The sequence below is a fragment of the Agromyces solani genome, from assembly GCF_058349925.1.
The window spans coordinates 320,233-337,400 of record NZ_JBYRER010000004.1; the positions used below are offsets into that span (position 1 = coordinate 320,233).

The following is a 17,168-nucleotide window of genomic DNA, read 5'->3' on the forward strand; positions in this document are numbered from 1 at the left end:
ACAAGGAGCTCGTCGACGAATTGCGCGAAGCAAGCTGGGCCGGACTCTGTTCCCACGGCTGCCCAGACACCGATAGCATCGCTGGTAATAGATCTCTCGCCGATAGCCCCGGGAAACCGGACAGGGTGGCGAGATCACGACTTGGGGCACGTGATGCCGTGGCGAGAAAGTGGCCACGACATCCTTGTCGGCTGAACGCGTCATCATCGCCTACTCGTTCGGCGGCGGCGCCAGTTCCGCGACAAGCGCGAGCAAATCAGACCTGAATGCGGTCGGGTCCGCGATTGCTCGCCCGATCGACTCCCGCAGGCGCTCCATGTCGGTAGCGGGCAGACCATCGACCGGCTGCAGGCAATACTCGACATCGTCCTGCAACCGGTACGCGCCGTCCTCGACGGTCACCTCCGGAAGGTAGAACAGCGAAGCCAGCGCGGTACGGCCGAGCAGGTCGTCAAACTGTTCCTGCGAAATCGCCATGCGGGGCCTCCCTGTCGGCACGCTCGTACGTGACAAGCCTGCCGTGAGAAGGAGGTGCGCAGGCGGCGCCGTGCCGCTCGACCGCTCCTTCAGTGCTGAAGCGCCGGCTCGACGAGCGTTGTGCCCTGCTGCCCATCCTCGAGATCGAGCATCGCGAGAATCTGACGAGCGCGTGCCTCCCGTGCCCGCACCCGCAGCAGGCGCACGAGGGTGACGGGACCTGCAACGAGAAACTTGAACGCGTCCCACACGCAGAGCAGGGCGAGCAAGCTGTACCACCCGCCGCGCTCAGTCAGCCCAGTGAATGCCACCGCGGCAAGCAGATACGGTACCGCGAGCAGCATCGCCGGCACGCCCCACTTCAGGCCGCGACGCGTGTGAACAGCATCGAGCAGGATGCTGGTCGGCATGAAGCGACGAAAGAACGTCGCCATGCGGACAGTCATGGCGAAGACGATTGCGAACATGCGGCTGCTCTCCGATCGGTCAGCAGCGAGAACCAGGAGAGACGGCCTGCCAGGCGTCGTGCCATCGTGTCGAACGACGGCGAACACATTGATTGCTGCTCGACCTGCACTTTAGACCCGAAGATCGACATCCGAAAGACCGGGCGAGACGTTCGGCCCGCGAGCCAGTGACGGATCGGCCTCGCGATCCTCGATGCGCCGGGCTGCTTCGACGGCGGCGCGGGCGCGCACCGCATCCGCCTTCTGGGCGTCGGACATCGGTTGCCCGATGCCGAGCGGACGACCGCCGACGATCCGGTAGCGGTCACGGTACGCAGCGACGGTGGCCGCGCATCGCCACCACGCGGCCGAGCCAGCGCCGGTTGGCGCGGTGCCGAGCGCACGCAACCATGACTCCCCCGATGTCACGGCATGCTTGGCCAACGCCGTTGCTCGCGCCTCGATGAGGTTGGCCCGCTCGCGCAGAGCGCGCTCGGACTCGGCATCCATCGGACCGCACGCGACTGGCAACAGTCCCGCGACGAAGCGCGGAGTACGCGCTGCACGTCCAGCTGCAGCATCCTGCATCAGGGCGCGCGTGACCCGTGCCCGCAGGACTGCCGCGATGTCGGCCGCATCGTCGAACCCGCGCTCGCCGGCCACGCGTTTCAGCAACAGTGCGACGTTCGCCCCGTGCGCCTCCGCCCATCGGAGTTCGGCGCCGAGTGATCCGAACGCGTCCGAGACGATCGCAGCGTCCGCTTGTTCGGCGGTGAGTCCGCAGCCTTGGACGAGTGCGACCCAACGGTCATGTTGCGCGGCGGCGGCGATGGTCTCGTATTCTGCGGCGAGTTGCGCGATCGATCCCCAGGCCTCCTGCTCAGCCGTGATCATCTCGTGCGCGGAGAGTTCCGCTCCGACGTGCTGGAGCACGCCGGCGAGCACCGACTCGGCGGTCGCGTCGACATCGTCGCGGGGTCGGATGCCGGTGTGTGCGACATCCGGACGGTCGAGGGCAACGTAGGCGGTGTTCGCTTCGCGGCCGCGGGTCATTGCGACGTAGAAGTTCTCGCGGGTCATGCCGCGGGCGACGACCACGTGCGCGGTATCGGTCGTCAGGCCCTGGGCGCGGTGGGCGGTCACGGCGTACCCGAGCTCGACGTGCTCGGCGGCGTAATCGGCGGGCAGCAGGGTGCTGCTCCCCCACCGATACCCGTGTCGGCGGACCTCGATCGCACCGTGGTGGTGCACGGCCAGGATGGTCCAGCGGTCGCCGTTGCGCACCCATCCACGGCCGGCGCGCAGCAGTCGGTCGTTGCGGCGGGTGATGATCGTGTCGCCCACCCCGGCGCGGGTGCCGTCGTGCAGGGCGACCTCGTGCAGGGCGTCGACGCGGCCGTCGAGGATCGCGTCGGTGCGGGCCCGTTCGTTCAGCGCCGCGACCGCCTCGTTCGAGTCGCTGATCAGCACACTCATCCGGCCGGCGCGAGCGTCGGCACGCCAGCCTGCGTAGGCGGCATCCGCCATCGTCTCGGTTTCGCCCTCCTGCACGCGATCGTGTGCGAGATAGCGGTCGATGGATGCCACGTCGCCACGTCGGAGGCTGAGCGATGCGGTCTTCTCCCACGCGTTGACGAAGCGATGCACATCTGTGAGTTCGGGTGGGTTGGGGCGGTCGTGCACGAGCATGGCGAACGCGCCGCCCGCGTCCACGGATTGCAGTTGCGCGTAGTCCCCGACGAGCAGGACCTTGGCACCCGCCTGCGCGGCGAGGGCGCTCACTCGGTCGAGCGCTTGCGTGCCGGCAAGTGATGCTTCGTCGACGATCACGAGCTGGCCCGCCTGGAAGGCGTCGCCGTGTGCGAGGTGGTTCTGCCACCACTTCGCGAGGTTCTCGGTTGCGATGCCGAGGTCTTCGGCCAGCACGTGCGCGGCCGCCGCCGACGGGGCGAGCCCAATCACGGCGCCGCGCCCATACTCGGTCTCCCAAGCCAGGCGGAGAGCGCCCATCACGGTCGACTTGCCGGCGCCGGCCGGACCGACCAGCACGTCAACGATGCGACCCGATCCGACGATCGCCTGCAATGCGGCCGATTGATCGGCGCACAGCCGGGCACCACCAGGCAGTCGTCGACGGGAGACGTCGCGCAGGGTCGCCGGCGCGATCGTCGGTCCGGTCGTCGTCGCGGCACGCTCACGGAGGTGTGCCTCGGCGTCGAGCAACGCCTCGCAGGTGTAGACGGTCGAGTGCTTCGGTCGGAACACGCTCGTACCGTCAGCTCGTTGGAACACGGCCGGGCTCGCTGCGAGCTCTGGCGGCGTAATCCGCAACGACGCCTGCTCGGCCGCGTCGACGACGAGCCCGATGACGACTTCGCGATCGAATGCGGTCGCGAACCGGTACTGCATCGTCTGGCGTGCAGCCTCAGCCGCAAGATTCCAGTGCCGCCAGGTTGCACGCTTCTCACTAACCGCGTGCAGCACCCGTGCGCCAAGCGCTGCTACGACATCGAGCGGCACCTCCTCAGCGTGCAACAGCAGCGGTGCAACGTTTGCCGATGCAATGCGCGCCCATGCCGTTGCGTCCTGCCCGAGGACTGCGGTTGCACGGTCGCGCCAGCCGTGCGTGACCTCAGCGAGGGAATGCACCTGCTTGTCAGGCCGCGTAGACAACGTCGCCTGCGCGCGAAGCTTCATGATCGTTGCCCGACCCGGGCGGTGACCGTGCGTTTCGACGTAGTCGGCGATCAGGCGATCGGCCGCTGCGTCGATGTGGCGTGAACGCGTTGAGAACTCCGCGATCAGCTGTTCCGGCACTGAGGCGATCGACCACGCTGGATTGCGGTCGTGACCGCGGTCGCGCTGCTCCCACTCGACACCGAGCGCACGCGTGAGCGCATCCTGGAACAGCGCCTCGTGCAGTTCTGACAGCGCGACGACCGCAGCGTGCAGCGGACGCCCGTCGAGCGAGCGCCACTTGCCATCGAGCACGGTCTGCACCTTGTTGCTCACCACCACGTGCGTGTGCAGGTGCGGGTCGCCCGCACGGCTGTCGAAATGATCGAACGCCGCCGCGATCAACCCCGTCACATCGACCTGCGCAACCGCGCCGTCACCGGCCGCGACCCCGGTGCGCGTTGCGGCGACCTCGCGCTCCATGAACGACACCACCTGCTCAACCGCGTCGTGATGCGCCCGCACGATGACCTCCTGCGTGGCCGCGTCCGCCATGCCCCAGAGCACGCTCGCCGACTTCGGCACTGAGAACGTGAAATCAAACCCCGCAACCGCACGCTTGCCGCCTTCGTACTCCGGGAACGCACGGCCAAGTGGATCACCGGTGACCGGATCCCGGCAGAGGCCAATCAGCAACTGGAGCTGCTCCTCGGTGACCTCGCTGCCGGCGACGAGTAGGCCGCCTGCGAGGCTGCGAACGCCGCCGCCCATCCATCGACCGGGCGGGGTACCCTTCGCCTCGTAGTACCGCGTCAACGGCGTCGTAAGCGACCGCTCACTGTCGTCGGCGACGACTGTGCGCAGCAGATACCGATATCCGTCGCCGGCGCTCATGACCCGCATCGACACCGTCACCCGCGCTACCCCCGATCATGCCGACAAGGTGCGCGCCCTCGATCTGCAAGAGGCGTGGCCAGAACTATGTCGGGATTCGGGTGAGTCCCATTGGGTGGTGTCAATTCCTGCGGGGTTCTCGAACAAGCGCCCATTTATGATGAGGCTGTGCCGGCCCGGTAGCGCCGAGTCTATGTGACTTACGAAAGCGCCAGTTGTGGTGGTGATGGCTCACGGATAACGAGTCAACAGACTTGGAGCGCGCCCGCGAGCATCGACCTCGGGCCTCGAACGGTGCGGTACTTCAGCACCGCCGTGATAGATGGAAGGAGCAGGTAGTGAGCCGACACAGCTTCGAGCTCGGCACCGACACCTGGACGATCGGATACGACGTCCCCAAAGCCAGCTACGTCGCCGAAGAGTCGTAGGGACACGCCCGCGCGTCAGCGGCCCGGGCCTCGGCCACTAGATGAGTGAGTCCGTTTGGCTCAGTGGTCGTAGGCGGTGAGGGAGCGCTTGGCGGGGGCGTCGATGAGCCAGTTTGTGCCAGATGCCTGCGGCGAGGGCGAGGAGGCGTGCGGCGACGCGGGAGTAGACGCCCGCCGGGGTGCGTCCGCCGTGTTGTTCGAGGGTGGGTTGGCCCTTCAGCGTGTCGAACACGGACTCGACCCATTGCCGGACCCCGCCGAGTTTGCCGAACCGGGCTTTCTCGTCCTTTCGGTCGGGGCGGATCAGTTGCGCATTGAGTTCATCAGTGATGAACGCTTCGAACGCGGCGCCTGCGAACCCCTTGTCGCTGACGATGATCTGTCCTGGATGGATCAAGTGTCGGTCGTGCCCGAGCATCGCCTGGGCGACTTCGCGTTCCCCGATGTTCGGGTTCGCGAGCGCCCAGACGACGGGCATCCCGTCGGGAGTGCACACGAGGTAGAGCCGGAAGCCCCAGAAGAAGCGAGAATGAGAGGCGCAGTACCCGTAGCCGGCATGACCGGCAAGGTCTGAGCGTTTCACTGTTTCGCGGGACTTCCCGCACGGCACCGGTGTTGAATCGATCAGCCTGGTGTCGTCGTCCCACGACGGGGTATCGCGGGCGAGCTCGGTGATCACCGCGGACAGCAGGCCAGTCGACTGCCTGACGCGTTTGCCCCACCCGGATTGGTGCGGGAGGGCCGGGAACATCCCCAGCAGATTGGCGTGGGCGTACCGGATCCACTTGCGATCCGACGCGATCCCGAGCAGGTGCTGAGCGACGAGCAAGCACAGCAACTCAACATCGTTGAAGGCGGGCTTGCGTCCAGGGCGATGGTCTCTGGAGAAACCGAGCGCGGGAAGGATCCGGTCATCGAGATGGACGTACAGTGTGGTCAGGAGGGTGTTGAGGTCTGTCTTCACACATGGGGTTTAACACCCTCCGCCCGCTCAGCCCCGCATTGAGCACTGGTTATGCCAAATGGAATACGCGCACGCCAGCAGCCGAAGCCCAATAGGACTCACTCATCTAGATCTGCCGAGGGAACCGAGCGTCTTGGCGAGTTCTTCGATTTTCCAGAGTGGTTTGCGCGAGAGAGTCTTCTCGCTAAGTGGGACAACCCGCACCGGCGTCCCACTGTCAAGGCCTACGACAATCGCCGGGTCAGTCACTCTGTCGTAGTCGACGGTTGCCCCACGAATCCGATCTGATGAGACGTGGAAGATTGACCCGGACTTATCGCGCATGTCCAAGTGGCCACTGTCGCCTACCACGACGACTAGCTCCTGTGGTCCGCCCTCATCCCACAGCATCGCTACGAATGCAGTCGCATCCGGTTGTCTCGCGCGCGCCTGACGTAGGGCGGCGCGTGCCCAGGACCCGGCGAAGAACGGTGGTACGACCAAGAGAAAGATCGCTACCGCCAACACCGCGTAGGTTACAGCTGTCCAGACTGGGCTTCCGAACTGCCCGGTCAACAGTTGGGCGGCGGGCACGGCGATCATCGTGATCACAAGTACCCAGCCGAACCCCAAGCGTCCAGACGTCCGCGTCATATCGAATTCCGCTCCCCGACCCAAGTCGAACGTGCAAAGTCCATAACCTCAGCCATTCACCGAACACCGGTTGGCAGGCTATGCCATGCACACGTACTCAGCACAGTACCGGCCAGGTATGGGGACAGGATTCGTGGAAAGGTCGAACGGTACCAAGATCGTGGAGGGGTTGGCGACAGTCGTGAGAAGCCCCGTGATCGCCGTTGCGGCAACCTTCTGAAGCGACTGGCCGAGTTTCGCGGCTACAAATCCCTCAAGGCTAGCCTGTGCTGCGCCCTGTTCCGCGCCCACCTTAGCCGCGCGGGAAAATGCTCTCGGCGATAGCCCTTTCAGCTTGGCAACGGCGGACGCCTTGGCTGTTCCGCCGACAGCTCCGACTGGCGCTGAGTAAGACAGGCAGGCCGTCCTCCCGGTGACGAAGCAGCCGAGATTGCTGCTGCCGCGTCCAACTGCGTCCGATATGTATGCGGCAATCACGCCGCCCAAGATTGGCAAGGTTACGTTGAGCCGCCCCACGATCCCTCGATTGCACATCCCACAGTCGAGCCTCTCGCCTGAAACGTCGGTCTGGTTGATGGGGTCGGCTGGGTAATCGTAGTTGTTCGTGACCCCGCCTTCGACGGGGTCGACTTCGAGGAAGCGGCCGAGTGTGGGGACGTATTGGCGCGCTCCCATCTCGATCGTCATCACGCTGCCAGCGTGTTCGGCGAACTTGCGGTTGATGCCAAGCCATCCCCAGTCGGCCGAACCAGGGAGGGTATCCGGACCGGAGTCGTCGGCAACAGTGGTGCTGGCTTGACCGGTGGTTGGGTCGACGGGTCCGCCGAAGGGGTCGTATCGGAACACGCCCGGGCTCCGGATGCCAGTCTGGTCGGCAGTGATGGTGATGTCGCCATGAAGGTTCGGATACAACCATGACTGGCCTTCCGCACTGATGGCCATCGTCACCCCGCCGGGCAGACCGTGCACGGACTGGAGGACCGCCCCCGATGCGTCAAGGGTCAGCGAGGGCCCGTCTCCGCCACCGGTGTGGCCGTACCGCAACACGACCGGGTCCCCCGTCGTTGGGGTTTCGGTGCGCTGGACGACTCGGCCCGTGACGTCCCGCAAATACGTGATCTTCGTGCCGTCATCCAACACCGTTGTCGTGTGCCGGTCCGTCACGTCGTAGCCGAGCGTCTGGTCCGCCAACCTCGCCGTGTTGCCGTGGGCGTCGTATCCGAGGTCGGCGGCATTGATGCCCCCACCGACCGGCGACAGACCCGGCCCAGCCGGAGTGCCGGTGACGCTCGAGGAAGTCAACCGGTCGGCCTCGTCGTAGCAGTACGTCGTGGTCACCGTGCCGCCACCGCCGCCGGGAGTTTCGGTCATGCTGGTGCGGTTGCCGTTCAAGCCGGCGAAGGTGTTCACCCCGCATCCGCCCGTGGCGGCGAATCCGTACTCGATCGTGCGGCCGGGCATGGTTGCCGTCACAAGCCGGCCGGCCTTGTCGAAGCGGTACTGCGATGCGTAGGCCTCGGCACCGTCGGTGAGGGTGTTTGCCACCACCCGACCCGACTGTGAGCGGATCACCGCGTCGGATACCGAGGCTTGTCCGCCCGGAAACTGCCATGCTGAGTTCAGCGGGGCTCCGGAGGGATCACGCTGGATGCCGGCAAGCGAACTGCCGTTGCCGTACGCGACGCTCGTCAGTTGACCCGTCGTGTAGGCGGGATCCGCGACCTGCGTGCCGTTGATGCGGAGGGTTTCCAGTTGCCCATCGAGGTTATAGGTCGCCTCTGTTGTCGTTGCCGGCCCGACGGGCGGTGTCACGACGGTTTGGGTGGCCTGCCCGAGCCTGTTGTAGGTGACCTGAGTGGTCGTGCCCCAGACGTCGACGTAACCCGTGACGCGGCCAAGCAGGTCGCTGGTCGCGGTGAGCTGGCCTACTGGGTCTTCCGCCCGGGTAACAAGTGGGTCGCCGTCAACGGCGAACGTGAAGGTGGCGGTGCGGGCCGTCTCGCTTCCGTAGGCAGGTGTCTTCGCCTCGACCGTTCGGCCGCGGGCGTCGTACTTAGTGCAGGACCAGCCATCGTCGCCGGTGCGTTTCGAACCGACCGCGCGTCCGAACAGGTCGTACACGAACTCAGTGACGACCCTGGTGCCGTCCGCCGACGCCGGGGCGGTGGACTTGCGGAGGGCGCCGTACTGCGGTGTCGCTGCGGGGACGCCGCAGATCGCATCGCTCGTGCTGAGCGCTTGGCCGAGGGTCTCCTTGTCGCCGTAGTATGCGTAGCTGGTGCCGGCATCGGCAACGGTTGCGCCGGCGGCGACGCCGGCTGGGAGCATGCGGCTGGTGCGGCGGAGGTAGCCGTCGCCCTCGGCTTCGTACCCGGTGCGGGTGGTGAGCTTGAGGCCGGTCGGGTCGATGATTGACTCGGTCGGGAGTCCGAGCCACGGCGCGGTGCCATACTTCGTTGCCGTGGTGACCGATGGCGCGGAGTCGGCAGGCAGACCCGTCGACGTCGAAACGCTGTCATCGGTCGTCATCGAGGTCGCGAGGTCATACCCGGGCGACAGGTTCGTTCCGGGGATCGTGACGGACGTGGTCGACCCCGGCGGGGTCCACTTCAGCACGAGACGCGCGTCGCCCGTGTCGTCCATGTACTGCAGGCGGATGCGCTTGCGTTCACCCGCGGTCGCGGTGATGTTCACCTCGGTCGACCGGAGGGCTCCGGTCTGCCAGTTGTCGAGCGCGAGCACGTCGTTGAGCCAGATCTGGGTCGCGTCATCCGCGTACGTCTCGAATTTGTAGGTGCCCGCAATGGGGAAGGTGAGCACACCGGTCAGCCGTACCGACCACTTGTCGATCGGCAGTCCAGTCTGGGCCGCAGCGGCTGCCCAGTTCTTGTCGATTGCACCGCCGGCACCGCCAACCCCGGCAGCGAACACGTCAGGGACACCGGACAGGGTCGCGTTGTCGAAGTAGGCGCCCTGGAGCCCGGTCAACCCCTCGTCGTACCTCGTTGACGAGTGCGCAGGCGTGATCGCACATGTCGCAATCGGCTTACGGCTCGCGTCGAAACATGCCGCCGGCGCCGGCCCGTAGGTGTCGGTCGCGCGGTCGGCCCAGTCGTACAACGTCGTGCTCATCCGCCCCTGCGGGTCGGTCGACGACAACTGCTGATCCTTGCTGTTCCACACCGTCTTGCCGGTGAGGCCGAGCGCACTTCGATCCGACGTCTGCCGGAGAGCGGAATCGAACGTGACCGTGCGGGCGTGGCCATTCGACACGGCATCCGTCGGGACGGTCAGACCATCGACGTCGACGTAACTCGTCCCGCTCGCGTACGTGTACCGCTTGATCGGCCGGTTCGCCAGCGTCACACCGTCGGGAGCCGCGAGCGAAACACTCGCCACCTTGCCCGCCGCGTCGTAGGCGATCGTCGTCCGGTTCGCGTCGGATGCAGCCGTACCGGAGTCAGCCAGCCAGTCGACCTCCAGCGGACCTCGGACGCCGATCACACGCCGCTTCGAGTCGTACTCCAAGTGCGTCGTCTCCGCACCCGGATCGACGATCGCGACCAGCCGGTCAGACGAGTCGTAGAACAGTTGGGTCGTGTCATCTTGTCCGGTCGACCCTGGGTAGATGATCCGACACAGCTTCTCCGGATCCGGCGCTACGTAGGCCGTGCCAGACGGCACGGGACAGGCGGGCCCGGTACCCGGCAACCCCACAGCCGCGAGCGTGTCGGAACCGTACGCGAATCGCACCTCACGCGAGTACTTCGGCGTCGCGGCACCATCCGACGACAACCTGTCGGACACTCGGTCGGGGCTGCCATTGGCCCGGTAGCTGATCTTCGGTGTAGCGGGCTTCTTCCCATCCAGAGGGTCCGCCGTTTCCTGCAGCTTGCCGGCCGCGTTGAACACGTACACGACGCCGTCGGCTTCGGTCAGGGTGACGTTGCCCTTCGTGTCGAGGCTCGCGACCCCGTACTCCCCGGTCGGGGCGGTGTAACCGCCCTTCGACGCCTTCGTATAGGTGTGCACCCCGCCGGAGCGGTCCGTGAACACGAGCGTCGTGTCTGTCGCCCGTACGGTCACGTAGGTCGAGCCCGACCCGGCGACCGGCGCGGATGCCTCCCACCCTTGCGGAAGGGTCGGCACCGATCGGGTGTACCAGTCGGCCGGGACGATGAACTTTGTGCCGGTCGCTTCATTACGTGCCCACAGCTGCGCTGTCGCGGGACCTGTTTGATCGAAGAACTGCAGGTCGAACGGAACGGCGCCATCGGACATGACCGTCGATGCGGGGGCCCATTCGACTGCACCCGACGTCCAGGTGTTGGTGTATTTGTCGATCACTGTTTTGCCGTCGATGAGCAGCTTTGCGCCGTTGTCGCGGTTCATGCCGAACGTATAGGTACCTGCCGGGGCCTTGATGAACCCGGTCCATTTCACGATGAAGTTGTTCTCTGGAACCGACGGGGCCGGTTCCTCCGGCCAATAGAAACTCACGAGCGGATCGGTGCGGATCAACACCGGTTTGCGGGATCCGATCTGAGGATCGAACGTCGCCCCGGACGCTGGAGTCGCGTCGTAGTAGGCGGCGTTCAGACCGCGGTCATCGCGTGCAGGCGTGTAGTTGAACGTCAACCCCATCGGCCCACCTGCAGTCGACACCATCGGCGAAGCAAATGAGAGATTCAGGTTGCCGTTCGCGAGATTCACGCTCACCGGCCCAGCCTGATCGACCGGCGCCGGCCCTGGCGCACCGATCCGTAGGTCGATCTGGAAAGCGTTCGTCCACACTGGGCCGTATTCCTCGATGGTGTCCTGCGTCAGCACCGTCCAGTAGTACTTGCCGCCGTCCTGCAATGTGCCGGCCGGTGGCACCCATTTCGGGTTCGACCCGTCCGGCGGCGCCGCCAACCACCCCGACGACGCCACCAGGCCGGACTTGCCATCAGAACCCGATGTCACCTGGAACTTGTATTTCACCTGCTGGCCGGCACCGTTCGTCACTCGCCCCGTCGTCAGCGTCGGGGTCAATGTCGCGAGCTTCGCGCCCTCGACCGGGGACGCCGTTGACTCGGCGGGCATGCCTGGCTTGTTCGTCGTGAATGACCAGACAGAGGAACTATCTACCGTCGAGGTCCCCAAATGCCCGTCGGCGGTGTCGTGGATATCGACCTTCCAGTAGTATTTCGTACCCGGCAACAACTCATTCACAGGGACGGTCACTTCAGCGTTGCCGGGCGTCCCATTGCCAGCGATCCAACCCGAGTCGTAGACGCGCGTGTCCCACACCGCAGACGACGTGCCCACGATGAATCGCCACGACACCTGATACCCAGCCGCCGACGTCGCCCCCGTCGACTTCAACGTCGGCGTAAGGTCGACCAATGCCCCATTCGCGGGCGAAGAAGGCGATCCCGACGTCGGGAAACTCTTGTACGCCACGCGTGTGTGCAGTGACGCGTAACGCTTGTAGGTGTACCCGTTGATCTCTTCGCCGCGCATCGCAACGTACTTCCCGGTAGCCCGAGCGTTCACCCAGTCCGAGATCTGCTTTGACAGACGAGTATCGTTTGCGTACGCATATCCGGTACCGCCGACGAACGGCCCCAGCACGGCCCCGTAGCCGCCATACGTCAGCGAGGTACCCACATGGACATAGTTCGTCCGAGTTGTAGTCGTGGAGTCAGATGAAAGCAGGTCGAAGTCCATTACGACATCGAGCACCTGCTTGCCGAATAGGCCCTCGTAATCAATGTCTGCCCAGGTCCGCCAGATCCCCGTTTCATTGGTGTTGCCGACCTGGACTCCGTAGAACGAGTTCGTCTGGCCGTTCGACTTGATGCTCTTGACATCGTTCGAACCGTAGGTGCCCTCGGGGTCCACGGTAACGGGGTAAACACGGGCATCATCGTTGAGCCAGTCGCGGTCGGCCTTCAACGTCAAGCGCCAGCGATCACCGTCCTCGACGACCGCTGCCTGCACGTCATGAGTCGCGTTGGGTTGGTCCTGCTCGCCGACTTCGCCGGCGGAGTCCCACATCATGGGAGCCGGAATCACAAACACGGGGGAGTTCTCCGAGTCCCGCAGTTCGATCGTGCCGTCCTCGAGCTCGACCATGTCGAGCCCGTCGGTATCGATCGACCATTCCCATGAAACGCGACCATCCACCCCTGGCGCTTCCTTGAGCTGGAACAGGTCCTTCACCCCGCCCGTGCGGACATCGAACACGAGATCGGTGTTTGGGAACACGTCCCCGTAGACAACCCGCGAGCGCTCCCCGGACCACGGATTCAGGTCGCGCACAAGCTTCGAGCCGCCGGCACCGACCAAGGTGAATGCGATGTCGTAGCCATCCTTCGAGAGACGCAGGATGCCGTCGTCACTCGCAGTCTCCGCGAACTCGGGGCTCAACGGGTGCTTCGCAACCTCGCCGCCGCCGAACCCGAGGAACGACCAGAACCCCGTCCCGTCAACCGCGGTTTGGATGGTTTCCCACTCGCCATCGATCTTGATGTTCTGCGGCTCCTGCGAGAGATCCACCATGCTCACCCCGTCACCGAGGTCGTAGGTCGTCTCGAATTCACCACGATCAACGATGTCCGACTCCGGTGGCAACGGCGCTTCGGGATCCAGCTGGAACGACTCTCCCGCCTCGACAGCGCTTGCCTCGGCCGCCTCGGGCACTTCTGCCGGGGTATCACCGACAGGTTCAACCGGGGCCGGAGACTTTGCCGGTTCGGCAGACTCTTCCATCGGGAGGTCCAAGACCTCCTCGACCGTCGCAAGTTCCGGCTCAGTACTCGTGCTCTCCTCGGCGCCGGCTGGCGTCACCACGCCGACGATGAGCGCGCAGACCAGCGACGAGACCAGCACAAAACGACTCTGAAAGCGCACGGCTTCCTCCAAGGGCACAGCGTCGACACCGGCCCGGGAATGGAACCGCGGGAACGAACATAAACGTCAACACCCCTACCTTTCGTTCAAAGCCAGCGCATCGGTATGCATCCGTTATCGAAACGGTGCATCAAATTGGCGGATCGGGATCGGCGAGTCGAGAAACGCACAGCCAGCACCAAGGTGCGGCCGGGCGATGCGCGGGCCCTCTCAGGTGGCGCTCGTGCGCTGAGCCGTGGTCGCCGGAGTGCAAGGGGCCCTCGTCGCGCCCGAGGCGGTCACGTCCGGGCCCACCACGCAATGGCGCGGCCTCGAGTTCGAGCCCGGCTCCTCGCCCGCCAGCATCGAAGGGTGCGCAGTGCGTTTGTGCCGCCGAAGTGGAAGGCGTCGGTAGGCCGTCACAGCCTCGAACTCGGCCAAGGCACATGACACATACCGGATCAACCGATCCGTCGTCGCCTATCTCGCTGGGTCGCCACAAGGGGCCGGGTGAACCTGCTCACGCTGGGTGGATCAGCGCGTATGACGCGACACTTGGGCGAGCAACCCTCCAACGAGAGTTCGCCAGCGGAGGGGGTCGACGTTCCATGTCATTGTGTGATCAGCATCGAACTCTTCAGTCTGAATGAAGGCATGAGGGCGCACGAACTGCGCGACAGGTTCGACGGGTACCGAGGTATCCCGGGAACCGTGCAGCACCACGGCGGGAATCTGTAGCGTACGAGATTGCTGAGCGAAGGCGAGGCTCCTCAATCCAATTGGCGCATCGAGGCCGACGGAACACGCGAGGAGTTGCGAGTTCAGCCATGGCACTGCCAGTGCGCCCGCGCTCTTCGGCAAGCCGGCTCGCCGGCAATTCGCCTTGATCGCCTCGAGCCAGTCGAGCACGGGCGACTCGAGCACGAGGCCAGCCACACGGTCACGGGTGTCCGGCCGCCATGCCAGTTGCAGCGCGATCGCTCCGCCCATCGACCAGCCGAACAGGACCACGCGGCTTGCACCGTGGTTGACCGCGTAGCGAATCGCTGCTTCGACGTCGTCGGTCTCCGTCGCGCCGAGTGTCGATCGTCCGGATCCGACTGTCGGCCCTTCACGGTCGTTTCGATAGGTGACGACCAAGGAGGTCAGTCCGGCCTCGGCAGCGACTTGCACACCGCGCAGCGTCCCTGCGCGAGTACCTCCGAGCCCGTGGATGTGGATCGCCCAGGTGTCCCCGGCTGCACCTGCAGGTTCGATTAGCCACGCTGGCGCGGGTCCGAACTCCGTCGGCACCTCGACGTCAACGGCTTCCAAACCGGCATCCGCGGGTGTTCGGAAGTACATGCCACTCCACGAGGCACGGGTTCCGGTCGTGAGCGCATCGGGCGCCAACTCCCCCACGACCTCGCGGCCGACGAGCTCGGCGCTGACGGCGAGCACCTTCTCGCTGAGCTTGACCCACGCGCCGTTCTCGAGGATCAGGTTGAACAGGCCGGGCGTCGCGGTCTGCGCGGTCCGGGTGAGGATGACGACGACTCGCTCTTCTGAGACATCGACCCCTCGCACGACGAGATCGAATCGGCGCGGGCCGACCGGCGCAGTGACGCGTCCGGCGATGACGTAGCCGAGCACTCCGAGCGCCGCGGAGACTGCGACGCCGACGGAGATGACGGCGCCGACGACGCGACCGGCGCTCATGCCGTCACCCGCGTCCGCGGCGGCGACTTCGATTTCTCGCCGACGAGATGCCGCTCCGCCCGCTCGAGCACCTGACGATCCGCGTCACTGATCGAGAACGCAACGCGTGTGTCGATCATCGCGTCGCGGACCTCGACGACCTGGCGATGCAGCAACGCTTCGGGATCGGTGGCGTCGAACGCGGCATCCGGACGCTGGCTGATGCCAGGATGCACCGCCGAAGCTGCGTGCCAGATGGGAGCGAGCTCGCGAGTCAGCGTTTGAGTTGCTCGGGCCCGGGCGCGCGCACGGAAGGTGCGCGCGGCCGGTTGACTCGCGAAGCCGCCGCACAAGAACACGAAGGTCAACAGGTACAGCGTGCTGTAGGGCATCGCGGCTGCAGCCATGAGGTCTGGACGACCGGCGAAGTGCGCAAGATCCATCAGGATCACGTCGGCCGTCAGAGCGATACCGAACGCGCATCCGATGACGAGCAGAATCGGTGGCGCAATGAGGATGCCACGGCTGACGCGGGCCTGCCGAATCGCGACAGTGGCCATCGCTGCGAGCACGACCGCGTAGTACGTGAACAGCGTCATCGAGTAGACCATGGCCGCCGGTTGGGCTCCGAAGTCGAGCATGAAGTTCGTCGTCGTCGCGTCTCGATCGATCACGAAGAACGTGCCGGCCGTAGCCACCGCCGCGGCTACATACGTCGCACGGCTCAGCGCGATGCGTACCGCCCGGGGAGGTTCATCCGCCGCTTTCATCACGCCTCGTCCGAGGAGGAACACGCCGGTCATGAGCGCGAGATCGGCGACGAGCGTGACGAGGTTCGTGCCACCAGCGAGACGATCGAGCCCGACGTACACTCCGTCGATATTGAGTGTCATGGCTATCGCGATCGTCAGCGACGCCCAAGTGATCGCGCGCTCGACCCGCCCTCGGCGCAGGATGAGCAAGCTCGCGACGAGGAGCCACATCAATCCCGCGACGATGACTGCAGTCACCCGAAGATCTCCACGAACCGAGTGTCGTGCGTAGCCGATGAGCGAATGGCGGCGGCGAGCTCGTCGGCAAGGTATTCAGCCTCGATCTCGAGCGGGTCGTCGAGGTTCTGCCGCCGCAGCAGCCGTTGCCGAGTCTCCCGCGGGATGTCGGGCAGCAGGAAGTCGGGCACGCCTGCGTCACCGCTGTCGATGTGCCCGAGGATGAGATGCGCACACTCGTGCAGAACGAATTGCTGTCGATGCAGCGCCGACTCGGTCGGCGCGTGGAAGATCAGGTCTTCGCCCTCGCGTTCGACCAACAGCGCGCAGAGGCCGGCCTCATCGCCCAACTCGGGGATCTCGACGATGCGGATAGTTGTCCCGCGCACCCGCTCGATCGCGCCAATCAATTCGTTGAACGTGAACGACGTGCCGAGTCCGAGCCCCGGTAGCGTCTCCGACACTGCCCTTTCACTGTTCACGGCCTCGTCCTCCCCTTCGGACGTGTACGGCTCGTGACCCTCGACGCCGTCGCGCCGCCGGTTCACGTGTGCGCGATCTCCTCATCGAGATATCTGCTGATCGCGTAGAGAGCGTTGGGCGAGATGTCGCCCAACGCACGAGCTGCGTATGCCTTCACGCGCGCGGCTCGCATGGCTCGCACGAGGTCGAGCTGTGCACTCACCCGCTCGGGGGTGGCAGCACCACTCACCCCGGAGAGGAATTCCGGCTCGACGTCGAAGAACGCTGCCAGTCCTTCGAGGACTCGTCGATCTTGCACGGAGCGATGACCGTTGACCATGTACGTCCAACGGGATCGCGAGAGCTTGACGCCCCGTTCGCCGAGAAAGTGCGCGATCTGCGTGTAGGTCGGCTCCGAGCCGGTTTCCGCTGTCGCGACATCGATGAGCAACCGGAGGCGCTTCGCCAAGTCTTCGGCTGCCGCAGTGCTGTCGTATTCGGTCATGTGATTCAGTCCCTCTCCCCCTCGGGTCAGGCAGGGCTGATCGTCACCTCCCGCTCATGCTGAGCAAAACTCACCCTAGCAATTGAGCATGCCCAACACAAGGGTTGCGCATGCTCAAATCGAGTGCTAAAAAGACCTCGA

At 65.3% G+C, this 17,168-nt stretch carries 9 protein-coding genes and 1 pseudogene; all 10 read right to left on the bottom strand.

Features of this window, described 5'->3' with window-relative positions; all coding sequences use genetic code 11:
- Window positions 1-210: 210 nt before the first annotated feature.
- The 10 genes and pseudogenes from AC3RJ7_RS18205 to AC3RJ7_RS18250 all read right to left on the bottom strand — a co-directional run bounded on the left by AC3RJ7_RS18205 (window position 211) and on the right by AC3RJ7_RS18250 (window position 17,027).
- Entirely contained in the window at window positions 211-477 is a 267-nt protein-coding gene (locus tag AC3RJ7_RS18205) for a hypothetical protein (RefSeq protein ID WP_491457261.1), read from the bottom strand.
- An 89-nt stretch (window positions 478-566) separates the two neighbouring features.
- Complete coding sequence (locus tag AC3RJ7_RS18210; protein ID WP_491457262.1) at window positions 567-944, bottom strand: sulfate permease; 378 nt, start codon at window positions 942-944, stop codon at window positions 567-569.
- A 111-nt stretch (window positions 945-1,055) separates the two neighbouring features.
- On the bottom strand, window positions 1,056-4,502 hold the full coding sequence (gene mobF / locus AC3RJ7_RS18215) for a MobF family relaxase (protein ID WP_491457333.1): 3,447 nt from the start codon (window positions 4,500-4,502) through the stop codon (window positions 1,056-1,058).
- A 479-nt stretch (window positions 4,503-4,981) separates the two neighbouring features.
- Window positions 4,982-5,885, bottom strand: a pseudogene (locus AC3RJ7_RS18220) (IS982 family transposase).
- Window positions 5,886-5,987: 102 nt separating this feature from the next.
- Entirely contained in the window at window positions 5,988-6,458 is a 471-nt protein-coding gene (locus AC3RJ7_RS18225; protein WP_491457263.1) for a hypothetical protein, read from the bottom strand.
- Window positions 6,459-6,596: 138 nt separating this feature from the next.
- A complete protein-coding gene (locus AC3RJ7_RS18230; protein ID WP_491457264.1) occupies window positions 6,597-13,427 on the bottom strand; it encodes a PA14 domain-containing protein in 6,831 nt (2,276 codons plus the stop codon).
- A gap of 501 nt (window positions 13,428-13,928) precedes the next feature.
- Complete coding sequence (locus tag AC3RJ7_RS18235) at window positions 13,929-15,092, bottom strand: alpha/beta hydrolase family protein (protein WP_491457265.1); 1,164 nt, start codon at window positions 15,090-15,092, stop codon at window positions 13,929-13,931.
- Window positions 15,089-16,081, bottom strand: coding sequence for a DUF6545 domain-containing protein (locus AC3RJ7_RS18240; RefSeq protein ID WP_491457266.1), 993 nt, complete (start codon window positions 16,079-16,081; stop codon window positions 15,089-15,091). The genes AC3RJ7_RS18235 and AC3RJ7_RS18240 overlap by 4 nt, the downstream gene beginning before the upstream one ends.
- Window positions 16,078-16,608 (bottom strand): hypothetical protein, encoded by a 531-nt coding sequence (locus AC3RJ7_RS18245; protein WP_491457267.1) that lies wholly within the window; start codon window positions 16,606-16,608, stop codon window positions 16,078-16,080. Before AC3RJ7_RS18245 ends, AC3RJ7_RS18240 begins: the two co-directional genes overlap by 4 nt.
- Window positions 16,605-17,027, bottom strand: coding sequence for a hypothetical protein (locus AC3RJ7_RS18250; protein ID WP_491457268.1), 423 nt, complete (start codon window positions 17,025-17,027; stop codon window positions 16,605-16,607). Before AC3RJ7_RS18250 ends, AC3RJ7_RS18245 begins: the two co-directional genes overlap by 4 nt.
- Between the last annotated feature and the right edge of the window lie 141 nt (window positions 17,028-17,168).

What these genes read in the sequence shown, in the direction of transcription:
- AC3RJ7_RS18210 (WP_491457262.1), bottom strand. Translation starts at nt 944, where the DNA reads ATGTTCGCAATCGTCTTCGCCATGACTGTCCGCATGGCGACGTTCTTT.
- AC3RJ7_RS18235 (WP_491457265.1), bottom strand. Translation starts at nt 15,092, where the DNA reads ATGAGCGCCGGTCGCGTCGTCGGCGCCGTCATCTCCGTCGGCGTCGCA.
- AC3RJ7_RS18250 (WP_491457268.1), bottom strand. Translation starts at nt 17,027, where the DNA reads ATGACCGAATACGACAGCACTGCGGCAGCCGAAGACTTGGCGAAGCGC.
- AC3RJ7_RS18205 (WP_491457261.1), bottom strand. Translation starts at nt 477, where the DNA reads ATGGCGATTTCGCAGGAACAGTTTGACGACCTGCTCGGCCGTACCGCG.
- mobF (WP_491457333.1), bottom strand. Translation starts at nt 4,502, where the DNA reads ATGCGGGTCATGAGCGCCGGCGACGGATATCGGTATCTGCTGCGCACA.